Origin of the sequence: Macrococcus epidermidis (assembly GCF_003259695.1) — a bacterium.
In the GTDB taxonomy this organism is placed as follows: Bacteria; Bacillota; Bacilli; order Staphylococcales; family Staphylococcaceae; genus Macrococcoides; species Macrococcoides epidermidis.
On the sequence record NZ_PZJH01000001.1, the window covers coordinates 299,194 to 317,122 of the forward strand.

19 protein-coding genes and 1 pseudogene are annotated in these 17,929 nt (G+C 34.4%); 16 read left to right on the plus strand and 4 right to left on the minus strand.

Annotated elements, in window-relative coordinates; genetic code table 11:
- Positions 1–20: 20 nt before the first annotated feature.
- The 8 genes from BHU61_RS01655 to sufB all read left to right on the plus strand — a co-directional run bounded on the left by BHU61_RS01655 (position 21) and on the right by sufB (position 8,158).
- Positions 21–1,046, plus strand: a complete 1,026-nt coding sequence (locus BHU61_RS01655) for a methionine ABC transporter ATP-binding protein (protein WP_111714326.1) — start codon at positions 21–23, stop codon at positions 1,044–1,046.
- Entirely contained in the window at positions 1,039–1,731 is a 693-nt protein-coding gene (locus BHU61_RS01660; protein WP_111714327.1) for a methionine ABC transporter permease, read from the plus strand. The genes BHU61_RS01655 and BHU61_RS01660 overlap by 8 nt, the downstream gene beginning before the upstream one ends.
- A 52-nt stretch (positions 1,732–1,783) precedes the next feature.
- Positions 1,784–2,617 carry a MetQ/NlpA family ABC transporter substrate-binding protein gene (locus BHU61_RS01665; RefSeq protein WP_111714328.1) on the plus strand — a complete coding sequence of 278 codons (834 nt, stop codon included), beginning with the start codon at positions 1,784–1,786 and terminating at the stop codon, positions 2,615–2,617.
- A 328-nt stretch (positions 2,618–2,945) separates the two neighbouring features.
- Complete coding sequence (sufC, locus tag BHU61_RS01670; RefSeq protein ID WP_096077056.1) at positions 2,946–3,722, plus strand: Fe-S cluster assembly ATPase SufC; 777 nt, start codon at positions 2,946–2,948, stop codon at positions 3,720–3,722.
- 30 nt (positions 3,723–3,752) lie between these two features.
- On the plus strand, positions 3,753–5,057 hold the full coding sequence (sufD, locus tag BHU61_RS01675) for a Fe-S cluster assembly protein SufD (protein ID WP_111714329.1): 1,305 nt from the start codon (positions 3,753–3,755) through the stop codon (positions 5,055–5,057).
- Between the two features lie 29 nt (positions 5,058–5,086).
- On the plus strand, positions 5,087–6,322 hold the full coding sequence (locus tag BHU61_RS01680) for a cysteine desulfurase (protein ID WP_111714330.1): 1,236 nt from the start codon (positions 5,087–5,089) through the stop codon (positions 6,320–6,322).
- The gene (gene sufU, locus BHU61_RS01685; protein WP_111714331.1) at positions 6,312–6,746 is read left to right on the plus strand and encodes a Fe-S cluster assembly sulfur transfer protein SufU; all 435 of its coding nucleotides are present in this window, start codon (positions 6,312–6,314) and stop codon (positions 6,744–6,746) included. The genes BHU61_RS01680 and sufU overlap by 11 nt, the downstream gene beginning before the upstream one ends.
- A 14-nt stretch (positions 6,747–6,760) precedes the next feature.
- Positions 6,761–8,158 (plus strand): Fe-S cluster assembly protein SufB, encoded by a 1,398-nt coding sequence (gene sufB, locus BHU61_RS01690; protein ID WP_111714332.1) that lies wholly within the window; start codon positions 6,761–6,763, stop codon positions 8,156–8,158.
- Positions 8,159–8,188: 30 nt separating this feature from the next.
- Here sufB and BHU61_RS01695 read toward each other — a convergent pair whose 3' ends face one another.
- Both BHU61_RS01695 and BHU61_RS01700 read right to left on the minus strand, forming a co-directional pair.
- Entirely contained in the window at positions 8,189–8,962 is a 774-nt protein-coding gene (locus tag BHU61_RS01695) for an ABC transporter permease (RefSeq protein ID WP_111714333.1), read from the minus strand.
- Entirely contained in the window at positions 8,959–9,675 is a 717-nt protein-coding gene (locus BHU61_RS01700) for an ABC transporter ATP-binding protein (protein WP_111714334.1), read from the minus strand. Before BHU61_RS01700 ends, BHU61_RS01695 begins: the two co-directional genes overlap by 4 nt.
- A 57-nt stretch (positions 9,676–9,732) precedes the next feature.
- On the opposite strand from BHU61_RS01700, the gene BHU61_RS01705 reads away from it, so the two are divergent.
- The 5 genes and pseudogenes from BHU61_RS01705 to BHU61_RS01725 all read left to right on the plus strand — a co-directional run.
- Complete coding sequence (locus BHU61_RS01705) at positions 9,733–10,581, plus strand: DUF72 domain-containing protein (RefSeq protein ID WP_111714335.1); 849 nt, start codon at positions 9,733–9,735, stop codon at positions 10,579–10,581.
- 11 nt (positions 10,582–10,592) lie between these two features.
- Positions 10,593–11,426: a sulfite exporter TauE/SafE family protein gene (locus BHU61_RS01710; protein ID WP_111714336.1), complete on the plus strand. Its 834-nt coding sequence runs from the start codon at positions 10,593–10,595 to the stop codon at positions 11,424–11,426.
- A gap of 15 nt (positions 11,427–11,441) precedes the next feature.
- A complete protein-coding gene (locus BHU61_RS01715) occupies positions 11,442–12,770 on the plus strand; it encodes a bifunctional metallophosphatase/5'-nucleotidase (RefSeq protein WP_111714337.1) in 1,329 nt (442 codons plus the stop codon).
- 73 nt (positions 12,771–12,843) lie between these two features.
- Complete coding sequence (gene lipA / locus BHU61_RS01720) at positions 12,844–13,758, plus strand: lipoyl synthase (RefSeq protein ID WP_096077047.1); 915 nt, start codon at positions 12,844–12,846, stop codon at positions 13,756–13,758.
- 10 nt (positions 13,759–13,768) lie between these two features.
- Positions 13,769–14,146 (plus strand): annotated as a pseudogene (locus BHU61_RS01725) (YutD family protein); the annotation flags it as partial.
- 152 nt (positions 14,147–14,298) lie between these two features.
- Here BHU61_RS01725 and BHU61_RS01730 read toward each other — a convergent pair.
- Entirely contained in the window at positions 14,299–14,562 is a 264-nt protein-coding gene (locus tag BHU61_RS01730; RefSeq protein WP_111714338.1) for a DUF3055 domain-containing protein, read from the minus strand.
- 81 nt (positions 14,563–14,643) lie between these two features.
- On the opposite strand from BHU61_RS01730, the gene BHU61_RS01735 reads away from it, so the two are divergent.
- Genes BHU61_RS01735 through BHU61_RS01745 form a run of 3 tightly spaced genes read left to right on the plus strand, consistent with a single transcriptional unit; the run spans position 14,644 to position 16,811 of the window.
- The gene (locus BHU61_RS01735) at positions 14,644–15,081 is read left to right on the plus strand and encodes a DUF86 domain-containing protein (RefSeq protein WP_099580425.1); all 438 of its coding nucleotides are present in this window, start codon (positions 14,644–14,646) and stop codon (positions 15,079–15,081) included.
- Positions 15,068–15,850, plus strand: a complete 783-nt coding sequence (locus tag BHU61_RS01740; protein WP_111714339.1) for a TIGR01457 family HAD-type hydrolase — start codon at positions 15,068–15,070, stop codon at positions 15,848–15,850. Before BHU61_RS01735 ends, BHU61_RS01740 begins: the two co-directional genes overlap by 14 nt.
- 1 nt (position 15,851) lies before the next feature.
- Complete coding sequence (locus BHU61_RS01745; protein ID WP_111714340.1) at positions 15,852–16,811, plus strand: 2-hydroxyacid dehydrogenase; 960 nt, start codon at positions 15,852–15,854, stop codon at positions 16,809–16,811.
- 49 nt (positions 16,812–16,860) lie between these two features.
- On the opposite strand, the gene bioB is transcribed toward BHU61_RS01745, so the two are convergent.
- On the minus strand, positions 16,861–17,889 hold the full coding sequence (gene bioB, locus BHU61_RS01750; protein WP_111714341.1) for a biotin synthase BioB: 1,029 nt from the start codon (positions 17,887–17,889) through the stop codon (positions 16,861–16,863).
- Positions 17,890–17,929: the final 40 nt, after the last annotated feature.

The window sequence follows — 17,929 nt, forward strand, 5'->3', positions numbered from 1 at the left end:
TTTTTGTTAGGAGGCCAAATTTGATTACATTAAACAATGTCGTAAAGACATTTACAACAAAAAAAGGAAATATACAAGCTGTCGATAACGTAAATCTTGAAATTCAAAGCGGTGAGATCTACGGTATTATTGGTTTCAGTGGTGCCGGGAAAAGTACATTAATTCGAATGTTTAACGGATTAGAATTACCGACGAGTGGTGACGTGATTGTAAATGGCAGTACCATCAATAAACTGTCAAAGCAGCAACTGAATAAAGAACGTCAAAAAATATCAATGATATTCCAGCATTTTAACCTACTTTGGAGTAGAACGGTTTATGACAATATTGCATTACCTCTTGAAATAGCCGGCGTTAAAAAGAGCGACATTAGTCCTAAAGTGCAATCTTTGATTAAACTTGTTGGATTAGAAGGCAGAGAAAATGCTTATCCTTCAGAATTGTCAGGAGGGCAAAAACAACGTGTAGGTATTGCCCGTGCATTAAGTAATGATCCTGACGTTTTACTTTGTGATGAAGCAACGAGTGCTTTAGATCCACAGACGACAGATGAAATTCTAGAACTATTAGTTGATATTAATAAAACGTTGAACTTAACCATAATTTTAATCACCCATGAGATGGAAGTTATTCGCAAGATCTGTCACAAAGTAGCTGTCATGGAGTTAGGGAAAGTGGTTGAAGAAGGATCAGTGATAGAAGTATTTAATAATCCAAAAACAACTATCACAAAACGTTTTGTACGTGATGATATCCAGGATAATGAAACTGAGACTTCAATCGAAGAGATTAAACAAGCATATCCACATGGCAGTATCATGAAATTAAAATTTGTTGGCTCTTCAACTGGCCAGCCTATCGTAAGTAAAGTAATTAAGAAGTACGGCATCGAGATGAATATCTTAGCAGGAAATGTTAAACATACTCAATCAGGATCTTTCGGTAATTTAATTGTTCATGTTAAAGAAGTTAACGGATCACTTCAACCTATCGCTGAAGAATTAAAAAGCCATGGTGTTGAGATGGAGGTAGAAAGACATGGATAATTTTATTAAAACATTGACAGATATGTTAAGCATGAAAAATGTGGTATGGGCAGATGTATGGACTGCAACCGTTGAAACTTTATCAATGACTTTTATTTCTGCAATATTCACATTTATATTTGGGTTAATTATCGGTATTATATTGTTCTTAACTTCTCGCAGTAAGTCAAAAGCAGCACGTGTATTTTATAGTGTTACAGCTTTTATCGTCAATTTATTCCGAGCAATCCCATTTATTATCTTGATTTTATTGCTATTTCCATTTACAAATTTAATCATGCAGACAATCAGTGGAGTAAAAGGAGCACTGCCAGCTTTAATTATTGGTGCGGCACCTTTCTACGCACGTCTTGTTGAAATTGGATTGAAAGAGATAGATAAAGGTGTAATCGAAGCTGTTGAATCAATGGGCGCAAATACATGGACATTAATTAAAAAAGTATTAATTCCTGAAAGTTTACCAGCAATTGTATCTGGTATTACAGTCACAACGATTGCACTCGTTGGTTCTACAGCAATCGCTGGCGTTATTGGTGCCGGTGGTTTAGGTAACTTAGCTTACTTAGTTGGATTCACAAGAGGACAAAATGACGTAATTTTTGTTTCTACAGTAATTATTTTAATTATTGTATTCCTCATTCAATTCGTCGGTGACATTATTACGAAGAAAGTTGATAAACGTTAATTATCCATAATGGATTTTTATAAAAATAATACAAAAAAGAGGAGCGTTAAAAATGAAAAAATTATTTTACGTATTTCTTACTGCATCATTAATATTAATTCTTGCAGCTTGTGGTAATGATAAATCTGACGACAACAAAACTTCAAAGTCAGATGACAAAACGATCACAGTAGGGGCTTCACCCGCACCACATGCAGAAATTTTAGAAGAAGCAAAAGCAGCACTTAAAAAAGAAGGTTATGATTTAAAAATTAAAATCATCAATGACTATACAACACCAAACCGTATGTTATCAGAAGGGGACATCGATGCGAACTACTTCCAGCATACACCGTATTTAGAAACTGAGAAAAAAGCTAAAGGATACAAAATTGAATCAGCAGGTAATGTCCACGTTGAACCAATGGCGGTATATTCAAAAAAAGTGAAAAACTTAGATGAATTAAAAAAAGGTGCAACAGTGTATGTATCTAATAACCCGGCTGAAGAAGGACGCTTCTTATCATTCTTTACAAAAGCAGGTTTAATTAAACTTAAAGACGGAGTAGATCCTGTAAAAGCGACATTTAAAGACATCGTTGAAAATAAAAAAGATATTCAATTCAACAACAAACAAGCAGCAGAGTTTGTTCCTAAAACTTATAACAATGGTGAAGGTGATGCAACAATCATCAACTCTAACTTTGCTTTAGCAAATAAATTAAATCCAGTTAAAGATTCAATTGCAATTGAAGGTGAAGATTCTCCATACGCAAATTTAATTGCAGTGCAAGAAGGACATAAAGATGATGCTAAGATCAAAGCATTAGTTAAAGTATTACAATCAAAAGAAATCCAGGATTTCATTAATAAAAAATATGATGGAAAAGTAATTCCAGCAAAATAGTAAAAAAAAGAGATTAAGACATTTGAGATTAAGACATTTGTCTTAATCTCTTTTTTTTATTAATGTGAAGATGATATAGAATGAAGAGTTAGTTTGAAAGAGATTTTTAAACTATATTGAAGATTAAGGTTGTATTCATGTTTCTTTATTTTCAATCAAAAGACATATTTTCTCACTGATTAAAAATATTTAGCCCGATTAATTTAACTAATACCTTATTTAGGTTATAATAAGTACTGTGATTTAAGTCATAGGTCTTTGACCTCAGATTAAAATTATTATAAACTAGATAAGATGAAATTATTATATATATCGGAGGGAATTCAATATGGTATCAGTTTTAGAAATTAAAGATTTACACGTTTCAATTGAAGGGAAAGAAATTTTAAAAGGTGTAAATTTAACGATTAAACAAAATGAAGTTCATGCAATCATGGGGCCTAATGGTACTGGTAAATCAACTTTATCAGCAGCAATTATGGGTCATCCTAAATATGAAGTTACGCAAGGTGAAGTTTTACTTGATGGCGAGAATGTATTAGAAATGGAAGTTGATGAACGCGCACAAGCTGGTCTTTTCTTAGCGATGCAATATCCATCAGAAATTTCTGGTGTTACGAATGCAGACTTCTTACGCTCAGCAATTAATGCTAAACGTGAAGAAGGTAATGAAATCAATTTAATGCAGTTCATCAAGAAATTAGACAAAAATATGGAATTTTTAGAAATGGATTTAGATATGGCACAGCGTTACTTAAACGAAGGATTCTCTGGTGGGGAGAAAAAACGTAACGAAATTCTTCAATTAATGATGCTAGAACCTAAATTTGCAATCTTAGATGAAATCGATTCAGGTTTAGATATCGATGCATTAAAAGTTGTATCTAAAGGAATTAACGAAATGCGCGGAGAAAACTTCGGTTGCTTAATTATCACGCATTACCAACGTTTATTAAACTACATTACGCCTGACTTCGTACATGTTATGATGCAAGGTAAAGTTGTTAAATCAGGTGGAGAAGAGTTAGCGAAACGTCTTGAAGCTGAAGGTTATGACTGGATTAAACAAGAGCTTAACATTCAAGATGAAACAATTAACGCGTAATACCTGATAATTAAATAGGAGGAAAATGTGATGAGTACAATCGATGTAACAAACGATATGATTAAAAATTTCTCAGCATCACGCAATGAGCCAACTTGGATGGCAGAATTACGTGCTGACGCTTTTAATAAATTAAATACAATTGAAATGCCAAAACCAGATAAAACAAAACTTGATAAATGGGTCTTTGATGTTCACCATAAAGCAATCAAAAGTGATGTCTATGCTTCAACTGATGCTTTACCTGAAGCGGTTAAAAATTTATTGGATATGGAGAATGTAGAAAACCTTATTGTGCAACATAACAATACACCTGCATTAGTAAAAGTTGAACAGTCTTTAATTGATCAAGGTGTAATCGTAAAAGATATTGAAACTGCATTAATTGAAAACAGTGATTTAGTAAAACAATACTATATGACTGAAGCTGTAAAAGTAGATGAACACCGCCTGACTGCATTGCATGCTGCTATGATGAATGGTGGACTATTCGTATACGTTCCACGTAATGTAGTTGTTGAAAATCCAGTTCAATATGTAGTATTACATGATAATGCAGATGTAAATATCATCAACCATTTAATCATTGTTGCTGAAGAAAGTGCTGAAGTAACATATGTTGAGAACTATTTATCAACTGTAGAAACAAAAGATGCACAGTTAAATTTAGTTTCTGAAGTTATCGCAAAAGATAATGCTAAGATCACTTACGGTGCCGTTGACTTCTTAAACAAAGGATTTACAGGACATGTGATTCGTCGTGGTATGGCTGCAAAAGATGCAACGATTGACTGGGCTTTAGGTTTGATGAATGATGGAGATACAATCAATGATAATACGACTTACTTAAATGGTGACAATTCTAAGAGTAATTTAAAGATTGTTGTAGTAGGTCGTGGAGAACAAAAATTAAACTTTACAACTCAAATCATACAATATGGTAAATCTAGTGAAGGTCATATCTTAAAACACGGTGTAATGAAAGATTCAGCATCTTCAATCTTTAATGGAATCGGCCACATTAAACATGGTGGTACAAAAGCAGACGCACAACAAGAATCACGTGTATTAATGTTATCAGAGAAAGCACGTGGAGACGCTAACCCGATATTATTAATCGATGAAGATGATGTTACAGCAGGACATGCAGCTTCTGTAGGCCGTGTGGATCCGATGCAATTATTCTATTTAATGAGTCGCGGTATTTCTAAACAGGAAGCAGAACGTTTAGTCATTCATGGTTTCTTAGCTCCAGTAGTAACTGAATTACCAATTGAAGCAGTAAAACGTCAATTAACAGACGTTATTGAAGAAAAAGTAATGGGTAAATTATAAAATACAGTTTTGAAAGGTCTTGATACAAAATGACCAGCTTAAATGTTGAAGCAATCAGAAAAGATTTTCCGATTCTAACTGAACAAGTAAACGGAAAAGATATCATTTATTTAGATTCATCAGCGACTAGTCAGAAACCTTCAAGTGTAATAGAGAAAACAAAATATTATTATGAGCATATGAATGCGAATGTACACCGTGGTGTACATACTTTAGGTACGCGTGCTACGGATGGGTATGAAAATGCACGCGAAACAGTACGCAATTTTATCAACGCGAAATATTTTGAAGAGATTATATTCACACGCGGTACGACAACAGCAATTAATACTGTAGCACACAGTTATGGTGATATTGCGGTTAGTGAAGGTGACGAAATTGTCATTACTGAGATGGAACATCATGCAAATTTAGTTCCGTGGCAACAACTTGCGAAACGTAAGAAAGCAGTGCTTAAATATATTCCACTTGAATCAGATGGCACGGTTACGTTGGAAAATGTACGTGCAACAGTTACAAGCAAGACAAAAATTGTTGCAATGGCACATGTTTCTAACGTTCTAGGCATAATCAATGATGTGAAAAGCATCGCTGAAATTGCACATGAAAATGGTGCTGTGATGGTAGTTGATGGTGCGCAGGCAATACCTCATATGAATGTTGATGTGACTGATTTAAATTGTGACTTCTATGCGTTCAGTGGACACAAGATGCTTGGTCCAACAGGAATCGGAGTTTTATATGGTAAAAGAGAATATTTAAATCAAATGGAACCGATTGAATTTGGTGGAGATATGATTGACTTTGTAGGCTTACAGGACTCTACATGGACAGAATTACCGACTAAATTTGAAGCGGGTACACCGCTTATCGCTGAAGCAGTAGGTTTAGCTGAAGCTATTAATTATTTAAGTAACATTGGCATGGACAATGTGCTAGCATACGAACATGAGCTTACGGCATATGCTTATGAAAAGATGAGTGAAATTGAAGGTTTAGAAATTTACGGTCCAACTGTAGATAAACGTGCAGGATTAATTACTTTTAATTTAGAAGGTGTACATCCGCATGATTTAGCAACTGCATTAGATTCACACGGTATTGCGATTCGTGCAGGGCATCATTGTGCACAACCTTTAATGAAATGGTTGGGACAGTCCTCTACAGCACGTGCAAGTTTCTACATCTACAACACAAAAGAAGAAGTAGATCAACTTGTTCAAAGCTTGAAAGAAACAAAGGAGTTTTTCAGTTATGAGTTTTAATAATTTAGATCAACTTTATCGTTCTGTCATAATGGATCATTATAAGAATCCTCGTAACAAAGGTGTTATCGAAGATGGTGCCTTAACAATAGATATGAACAATCCAACATGTGGAGATAGAATTCGTCTTACACTTGATATTGTTGATGATATTGTGCAGGATGCAAAGTTTGATGGTGAAGGTTGTTCTATCTCAATGTCTAGCGCATCAATGATGACTGAAGCAATAAAAGGTAAGACAATAGAAGAAGCATTAAAGATGAGTGATGAATTCTCTAAGATGATGCTTGGTGAAGATTATGAAATAGATGAAGAAGCTGGAGATATTGAAGCACTTTCTGGTGTAGCTAAGTTTCCGGCGCGTATTAAATGTGCGACACTTGCCTGGAAAGCATTAGAACGTGGCACAAAGAATGAAAACTAAAAGGAGTGAATGAAATGGTTAAACAAGCACCCGATGTTGGTGATTACAAATATGGTTTCCATGATAAAGACGTTTCTATTTTCCGTTCAGAACGTGGACTAACTGAAGATATCGTAAGAGAAATTTCAAAGATGAAGGAAGAGCCACAGTGGATGTTAGATTTCCGCTTAAAATCTTTAAAACAATTCTATAAAATGCCTATGCCGATGTGGGGTGGGGATTTATCAGAATTAAACTTCGATGAAATTACGTACTATGTAAAACCATCTGAACATACAGAACGTTCTTGGGACGAAGTTCCTGAAGAGATTAAACAAACATTTGATAAATTAGGTATCCCTGAAGCGGAACAAAAATATTTAGCTGGAGTATCAGCACAATATGAATCTGAAGTTGTATACCATAATATGCAGGAAGATTTAGAAGAACAAGGCATTATCTTTAAAGATACAGATTCTGCATTACGTGAAAATGAAGATATCTTTAAAGAGCATTTTGCTTCAGTAATTCCACCGGCAGATAATAAATTTGCTGCATTAAACTCTGCAGTTTGGTCAGGTGGATCGTTCATCTATGTACCAAAAGGTGTAAAATTAGAAACACCGTTACAAGCGTACTTCCGTATTAACTCTGAGAATATGGGACAATTTGAAAGAACATTAATCATCGTTGACGAAGGCGCAAGTGTACACTACGTTGAAGGATGTACAGCTCCAGTTTATACGACGAATTCTTTACACTCAGCTGTAGTAGAAATCATCGTTAAAAAAGATGCATATTGCCGTTATACGACAATTCAAAACTGGGCAAATAATGTATTCAACTTAGTTACAAAACGTACATTCGTTTATGAAAATGGAACGATGGAATGGATTGATGGTAACATCGGTTCTAAATTAACAATGAAATACCCTGCATGTTACTTATTAGGTGAAGGTGCACGTGGTATGACATTATCTATCGCCTTAGCAGGTAAAGGACAAGTTCAGGATGCTGGTGCGAAAATGATGCACATGGCACCAAACACTTCTTCAACTATCGTCTCTAAATCGATCTCTAAACAAGGCGGTAAAGTAGTTTACCGTGGTATCGTTCATTTCGGACGTAAAGCGACTGGTGCGCGTTCAAACATTGAATGTGATACATTAATCATGGACAATGAATCAACTTCAGATACTATTCCATATAACGAAATGTTAAATGATAATATTTCTTTAGAGCATGAAGCGAAAGTTTCTAAAGTATCAGAAGAACAGTTATTCTACTTAATGAGCCGTGGTATATCAGAAGAAGAAGCGACAGAAATGATCGTAATGGGCTTCATTGAGCCATTTACAAAAGAATTACCAATGGAATACGCAGTTGAAATGAACCGTTTAATTAAATTTGAAATGGAAGGTTCTATCGGTTAAAATATAAATAAATGCCTAAGACGCTATGTCTTAGGCATTTTTTTCTGTGTTGTAATATTTACCAATGAACTGCTGTTTGTCGTTAAATAAAGTCGGATAACTTAAAAATCCGACCATCACACTTGAAAGTGTTGCTGCTGTCAATAATAAGAACAGAATAAGTAATTGGAATTGTGCAGCAACGATAGGATCTGCCCCACCGATAATTTGTCCGCTCATCATTCCGGGAAGTTGCACGAGCCCCATTGTCTTTTGGCTTTCGATTGTCGGTATCATTGAATTTTTTATAGATGCCATAAGCACTCTATGAATGGCTTGTTTTGGATTTCCTCCAAGTGAGAGAATTAATTCGATTTGTTCTTCATTTTGATCAAGTTCACTTAAGAAACGATTGAGAAATAGTAGCGATAATACCATTGCATTACCAATCATCATTCCGCTAATCGGTATTACATAACGCGCTTCAAATGGTATGATATGAAAGCCTAGTAGAATGGTTTGCGTTACTACTTCTACTGTGATTAACGTCAGCACGATCTTCCAGGTGATACCTTTTATTCCTTTTCCTTTTTTTATAATATTTTGCGTTGCGGCTGTAATCATTAATAATATCATCAGCAGGATGTAGATTGGGTGATTGCCATCAAAAACGAAAGTTAGTAAATAACCGATGAAAATAAGCTGAATTGTACTTCTAATCGTTGCGATGATAATATCTTTTTCAAGCCCGAGTTTCAATGTATAACTTAAGACTAATGGTATCAGTACGAATATAAGTGTTAATGCCAGTTGTGTTAATGTCATTCTATTTCTCCTTTCAGAAAAGCATTCAAGGTTCCATTATTGGATTCAAATAATTGACTTGCTTCACCTGTAGTAACAACTTCACCATCTTTAAGCATGCAGTAGTAGTCTGCAGCCCGTTTCGCCTGATCAACGTCATGCGTTATCCAGATAACCGTGACGTTATATCTTTCATTGATTTTGTGAATCAATGCTTCTACTTCACGTACACTTCGTGGATCTAAGCTCGATGTAATTTCATCGAGTAATAAGACTTTAGGCTGGTTAACTAATGTTCGTGCGATAGAAAGACGTTGACGCTGTCCTCCTGAAAGACTTTTTACATTTGTATTGAGGTCAATTGTATCTAAATTTAGCTGGTCGAGCAGTTTCGATGCTGCTTCAACGGGTAACTTCTGATTAAAAAGCGTTTTAGGTAGATTGATATTATCGTATACTGTGCCTTGTATCATTGGTGCACTTTGAAGTGCTAATCCAATTTGTTTTTTCAGCTCAACTAAATCAAGTGATTGAATAGATTGATCATCAATTAATATATCACCAGAAGTTGGACTGATTAATCCGTTGATCATTTTTAAAATAGTCGTTTTGCCGGCACCACTGGGACCGATTAAAGCGGTGATCTTACCGGAATGAAAATTTGTCGATACATTTTTTATAATATGTTTATCATTAACAGAAAAATTTACATCATTAAGGGTAATGGTAGTCATAAGTTCTCCAATCTATATTTTGATAAGTTTATGATAAAATAACAGTTAGGTGATGAAATGATATATATAGGACTTACTGGTTGGGGAGATCATGATACATTATATGCAGATCTCACAAATAAAAATGAAAAGCTTTATCATTATGGTGCGCATTTTCCGATAGTTGAACTGGACGCTACGTATTATTCTGTTCAACCTGAACGTAATATTCAAAAATGGATAAAAGAAACACCGGATAATTTTAAATTTATCGTTAAAATTCATCAAGCACTCACAGGACATGCTGCAGTAGAAGATTTTGCTGCATCGAGAATGGAGCTCATTGAACAATTTAAAACAATGCTTCAACCTATATATGACGCTGGAAAGCTTGGATGTTTACTCATTCAGTTTCCACCTTGGTATGATTGTACTACAGTAAATATCAATTATATTATTTACTTGAAAAACCATTTTAAACAATTTCCTATTTGTATTGAATTTAGAAATGATAGCTGGTTTACAACTGACATGAAAGAACATACACTTAATTTTCTATATGAACATCAATTAATCCATTCTGTATGTGATGAACCACAAGCGGGTCATGGCAGTATACCATTCGTAAATCGTATCACACATGAGGATGCGCTTGTTCGCTTTCACGGAAGAAATGTTGGCGGATGGACGAAAAAAGATTTGTCTGACCAGGAATGGCGAGATGTACGCTATCTTTATGATTATAACGAAACTGAATTAAAATTTTTAGCGAAAGAGCTTCAAATTCTCAATCAGAAAGCCAGAAATGTATATGTTGTATTTAATAATAATTCAGGTGGCCATGCAGCCGGCAATGCGAAACGGATGTGTGAAATTTTAAATATCGAATATACAGGTTTAAACTTTAAACAACTAAAACTTTTTTAGGAAGTGTTGAAATGAGTATGACTGCAATTTTTGTTTTAATATTTTTAGGTTTATTTTCAAGTATTATTGGATCAATCGTTGGTATCGGTGGTGGTATCATTATTGTGCCGGCATTAATATATTTAGGTATGGAAATTGGATTAATAGATGGTATTACACCACAGAAAGCGATTGGAACATCTACTGTGATTTTAATTTCAACAGGTTTATCAGCATCTCTTGGTTATATAAAAAATAAACAGGCAGATCTTAAAAATGCTGTTATTTTTATGGTGGGTATTATTCCCGGAGCATTAGTAGGTGCTCATTTAAGTCAGTATTTAACGATTCACCGCTTTAATCTTTATTTCGGTATCTTCTTAATTATTATGAGTATTGTTTTAATGGTAAGGGATAAAATAAAACCGATTAAATTCTTCCAGAATAAAAAATATGAAAAATCATATACCGATATAAAAGGTGATACTTATCATTATAGTATTGCACCAATACCAGCTGTTTTATTAACATTTCTGGTAGGATGTTTAACAGGTCTTTTTGGAATCGGAGGAGGAGCTTTGATGACACCTCTGATGATCATTATCTTTAGATTTCCGCCTCATATTGCAGTAGGCACGAGCATGATTATGATTTTTGTATCAAGTGTCAGTGGCGCAACAAGTCATATAATACAAGGAAATATTATATGGCCATATGCAATTATACTAATTATTGCTAGTTTTATTGGTGCAAAGATCGGTGTGCAGATTAATAAGCGCATGAAATCAGCTACAGTTGTACTGATGTTACGTATTATATTAATGCTATTAGGAATATATTTAATTATTAAAAGCTTCACTGGATGATAAGGAGGCAATTGAATGGATATAAAAATATTTCATACGAATGATATGCATAGTTATTTATCAAACTATAAGAAAATCACACGATATATTCTGGACATAAAGTCAGAATCTCAAAACATGCTTTATTTAGATTTAGGTGATCATGTTGATAGAAGTCATCCATTTACAGAAGCAACGCTTGGTCAGGCAAATGTTCAGTTGTTAAACGAAGCGCAGGTGGATGTCGTAACACTTGGTAATAATGAAGGAATTACTTTAAATTTTGAGGATTTCAATCGACTTTATCAGAATGCAAATTTTAAAGTGACATGCTGTAATTTATTTGATGAAGCTGGACATTTACCTAACAATATTGATAAATCTGTGATTTATGAAAAGAATGGTATCAAATTTGGTATCGTTGGTGCTACGGCGGAATTCACACCTTTTTATAAGGCTTTAGGATGGATTGTTACTGATCCGATGACGGCTATTTCAGAAGAAATTCAAAATTTACGACCGAATGTCGATGTCGTTATCGTTTTAAGTCATTTAGGTAAATTCTTTGATAGAACGCTTGCAGAAAGTCATCCGGAAATCGATTTGATTCTCGGTGCACACACACATCATTATTTTGAACATGGTGAGCAAATTAACGGAGTTCTAATCGGAGCTGCAGGAAGATACGGTGAGTACTTAGGGGAAGTTACATTGTCTTTTGATGGTAAGAAGCTTGTGAATAAAAAAGCGAGATTAATTAACACAGATGATATACGTAATACTGAAGATGATTATTATGCACAAGGTAAAACGTTATTATCAGAACCGATTACAGAAAGGCAAATTGATTTACCGAGAAGATTATATAGTGCATCATATACGACATACATATTAGCGGATAAACTAATGCAATTTACTGGTGGAGAATGTGCGTTAATCAATACTGGACTTATCGTTAATGGATATACCGGCAATCAATTTACAAAATATGAACTGCATAAAATGTTGCCACATCCGATTAATCCTGTAAAAATTACTTTGACCGGACGTGAGTTAAAAGAAGTGATAAATGTTAGTCAACAACATGAATATAAAGATGAGATCGTTAAAGGGTTTGGTTTTAGAGGCGATTTATTTGGTATGTATGTATTACATAATATCGGATACATACAATCACAGCAAAGATATTTTATTGGTACAGAAGAAATTGATAATCATCAGAATTACAAATTAGCAACATTAGACATGTATACTTTTGGCCGATTCTTCCCACAGTTTGTTCAAAATGAAAAAGAATATTTCATGCCTGAATTTTTGCGTGATTTAATGCAAACAGCAATTGAAAATAATGAGTACAATTTTTGAACAATAAAATCTTAGAATTTCAAAATAATAACTTTATGTTATAATTGTAGAATAATTAATTGGAGGGATTGAATTGGCGACTAAGAACGAAGAAATCTTAAGAAAACCCGAATGGCTTAAAATTAAGTTAAATACAAATAAGAATTACACTGGCCTGAAGAAAATGATGCGTGAGCATAATTTAAATACAGTTTGTGAAGAAGCAAAATGTCCTAATATTCATGAATGTTGGGGTGAACGTCGTACAGCTACGATTATGATTTTAGGGGCAGTTTGTACGCGTGCATGTCGTTTCTGTGCCGTTAAGACAGGTTTACCCAATGAACTTGATTTAAACGAACCGGAACGTGTTGCAGAATCTGTTCGTCTAATGAATCTTAAACACGTTGTAATTACTGCAGTTGCACGTGATGACTTAAAAGATGGCGGTTCTGAAGTATATGCTGAAACGATTCGTAAAGTACGTGAAGTAAATCCTTATACAACAATAGAAGTCTTACCATCAGATATGGGTGGAAGTTTTGATAACTGGGAACGTTTAATGAATGCACGTCCTGATATTTTGAATCATAATATTGAAACAGTGCGTCGTTTAACGCCAAGAGTTCGTGCGCGTGCGAAATATGATCGTTCATTAGAAGTATTACGTCGTTCAAAAGAATTGCAACCAGATATTCCTACAAAATCAAGCTTAATGGTTGGCTTAGGTGAAACTTGGGAAGAAATTTTAGAAGTTATGGATGATCTACGTGCAAATGATGTTGATATTATGACAATTGGTCAATATTTACAACCTTCACGTAAGCATCTAAAAGTTCAAAAATATTATACACCATTAGAGTTCGGTAAATTGCGTAAAATAGCAATGGAAAAAGGATTTAAACATTGTCAGGCTGGACCGATGGTACGTAGTTCTTACCATGCCGATGAACAAGTTAATGCTGCTGCAAAAGAAAAACACAGACTAGGTGAAGCTGCAAGCGAGTAGGTGACTTATGATTATTAACGTGAATCAACATTACTTTCATATTATAGAAAATCATAAAGATGCATTTAATCAGGAAATGTTCGAAGGACGTTACTCAGAAATTTTAGACCGATATCCATATATCGTAGGAGATATCGGATTTGAACAATTAAGGTTAAAAGGATTCTTTGATGATAAGAAAAAAGGTGCAGATATTAGTAAGAGATTTTCTGCAATTCAGGATTACTTACTAGAATACTGCAATTTTGGATGTGCCTATTTCGTGTTAAAACGTTTAACTGAAAGTGAAGTTGTGAAATTAACACAACCAGAATTAATAACAGATATAGAATCAAATGAACATGATGATCTTACTGAAGTGATAGTTGAAGAGGAAATAGAAGATAGCGTTGTAGATGAAGTTGCTGATGATTCAAAACCGACTGCCGACAATGAAATTGCAGACGAAAGTCATCATGCATTAAAAGAAAAGAATATGAAGACATTTAGTAATTTCATTAAATAAAAAAAATTCCAGCTTACTTCGGTAAGCTGGAATTTTTAATGGATCACTTCGTTAAGGAATTCAGTAATTTCTATAGCATCAGCGTCATTAATGCCAAATACATGGGCAATATAACCTTCTTCATCGAGGTCATCGCGACCAATAATACCGAATTTATTCGACTGAGTATTGAGCACAATCGTTTTGCCATAATGTCTATCTGTTTGAATCAGTGCTAAGTCATGTCGATTTTCACCAACAAAGCTTACAAATCGTATATTTGCCTTTTCAGTATCATCGTATAAAAACATATCTATCATTAAGCATTCCTCCAGTAATTTTATTATACATGTTGTGTATTGCTTTTCAAAATTTGATAGAATAGTGGTGGAGGCGATCAGATGTATTTTGTAGATAGAGATGAATTAGAAGAAAAACTCGTGTATATTGATAAGTTATCAAAAGAAGTAGTAAATTCTGAAGGATTCGCATTAGAACGTGTATGTCATATGCTTATAGAAGCAGTTGTTGATGTAGGAAACATGATTATTGATGGATTTGTTATGCGTGATCCTGGTAGTTATCAGGATGTCATTGATATTTTAGAGATGGAAAAGGTGATTTCTTCGATATCTAAAGATGAAATTAGTAAGACATTACCTACACGTCAATGGTTTGTTCGAAACTATACTGATATTAACCATGCAGAAGTAAAGCGTATTTTTATGGAGAACATCAATGCCTATCAAAAATTCAAAAACGATGTTGATACGTTTATAGCAAATGAACTTGGTCCTGTATCAGCATTTGGGAAAGGTAGTAAAAATGAAAAAATATAGTGGATACTTATTAGATTTAGATGGCACGATGTATGCCGGAACAGAAGTCATTGAAGGTGCTAGAGAATTTATTGCCTATTTAGCGAATAATAACTTACCTTATTTATTTGTAACGAATAACGCATCAAAAAGACCGGATGAAGTAGCAGATAAACTTTCTAAGATGGGATTTGTAGCACATGCTGATAACGTAGTGACAAGCGCGATGGCTACAGCATCATATATAGCTGATGAAAAACCTGGGGCAACGGTCTATGTTATTGGTGGAACAGGTATTCGTCAAGCCTTAGAAGATGAAGGTTTAGAGATCAAAGAAGATGAACATGTAGATTATGTTGTAATCGGTCTGGATGTAGATATCAACTATGAAAAATTATCGATCGCTTGTTTAGCTGTACGAAATGGTGCGAAATTTATTTCTACTAATCCAGATACATCGATTCCAACTGAACGTGGTTTCTTACCTGGTAACGGTGCATTAACAAGTGTTATTACTGTTTCAACTGGCGTGGAACCTAAGTTTATCGGTAAACCGATGCCTACAATTATGAATAAAGCTGTTGAAATGATTGGCCTGGATAAGTCAGAACTTGTTATGATTGGTGACTTATATATGACAGATATTATGAGTGGTATTAATAGTGATATCGATACACTTCATGTACAGACAGGTGTATCAAGTTATGAACAGGTTATGGCTGAAGCGGTACCACCAACTTATAGTGTTAAGAACCTATTAGAAGTAATCGACATGTATGAAGGGGAATAATATGAAAGTATTGATTACAAGAAGTATTCCAAAGCATTATGTTGAGCAATTAGAATCTGTTGCAGAGGTAGAAGTTTATCCAGAGACGATTAAACCGATGCCAAGAGAAGCATTACTAGAATCATCAAAAGATAAATCTATTGTTATTTCAATGCTAAGTGATACTATTGATAAAGAATTTATCGATAATAACCCGGACCTTAAAGCAGTGATCAATCTTGCCGTTGGTTATGACAATATTGATATCGATTATGCACGTAGTAAAGATATAACGGTATGTAATACACCTGACGTACTTACAGAAACAACTGCTGAACTCGCATTTACTTTAATGTTTGTAACAGCAAGACGCATCATTGAAGCAAATGAATTAGTAAAAGAGGGTAACTGGGTTGGATGGTCTCCTTATTTACTTGCCGGACTTGATGTGTATAAAAAGACAGTCGGAATATTTGGTATGGGAAATATCGGTACGGCATTAGCGAAACGCTGCATCGGACTAAACATGCATGTTCAATATCATAACCGTAGTGAAAGCGAAGCTGCAAAAGCACTTGGAGCAAATTATGTATCTTTTAATGAATTACTTGAAACAAGTGACTTTATCATATGTACTGCACCATTAACTAATGAAACAAAAAATATATTTAATAAAGATGCATTTAAAAAGATGAAATCAAGTGTGATATTTATAAATATTGGTCGTGGTGGGCATGTCGTTGAAAATGACTTACTGGAAGCCATTCAAAACGAAGAGATTTATGCAGCAGGGATTGATGTATTAAATAACGAACCTGTAGGGAAAGAACATCCATTTCTATCTGAAAAGCGCATTACAGTGCTTCCGCATATCGGAAGTGCAACAGTAGATACGAGAAATGCGATGATTGAGCTGTGTATAAAAAATGCTGAGTTAATTATTGAAGGTAAGAAGCCTGTAAGTGAAGTGAAAAATAATTAAAAGAATGATCCATTATCAGGATCATTCTTTTTTAGTGATTATATTACTATTAAATTTCTATTTTTCTGTCTTTATTTTCTATTTTATCGGGAGACTGTAAAAAGGCATTTGATTCAATTTCAAAACCTAAATCTTCGATGATCTGATAATCTTCTTTGTTCGGTTGACCTTCAGTTACTAAATAATCACCAACAAAGATAGAGTTTGCAGCATACAAGGCAAGAGGCTGTAAAGAACGAAGGTTGACTTCACGGCCGCCTGAAACGCGAATTTCTTTCGTTGGATTAACAAGACGGAATAAAGATAAAATTTTTAAGCATTTATTTGGAGTCAGTTCATCTTTATCTTCAAACTTTGTTCCCTTGATTGCATGTAAGAAGTTTACCGGGATACTATCAGCATCAATTGCTTTAAGTGCAAATGCCATATCAACGATATCTTCATCTGTTTCCCCCATACCACAAATTACGCCGGAACAAGGTGAGATATTATTAGCTTTCATAATTTCAACAGTATTTACGCGATCTTCATATGTATGTGTAGAAACGACTTCTTCATGATATCGTTTACTCGTGTTGAGATTATGGTTATATCGATCTACGCCTGCAGCTTTTAATTTTTTTGCCTGCTCATCATTCGTTAATCCAAGACAAGCACAAATTTTAAGCTGTGGATGATTTGCTTTGATCGCTTCAACAGCGTTCGTAACTCGGTCTACTTCACGGTTTGTAGGCTTACGTCCACTCATAACGATGCAATAAGTACCTACTTTATTTTTAACTGCACTATCTGCCCCTTGAATAATCTTATTCTCATCGACTAAAGCGTAGGGTGTACAACCTGTTTCATTTTTATCTACTTTGATTGATTGACCACAATAGCCACAGTCCTCCGCACAGAGACCACTTTTTGCATTTAAGATCATATTAAGTTTTACCTTGTTTTGATAATAGTGATAACGTACTTGGTAAGCATCATTTAATAATGATAATAAATGATGGTCAGGTGTTTGTAGTATTTGGAGTGCTTCTTCTTTTGTTAACGTATAGCCATTAATAACACTTTCTGCATAATTCAATTTTAGTCCCCCTAATAATTAGTTAACTAAATTATATCAT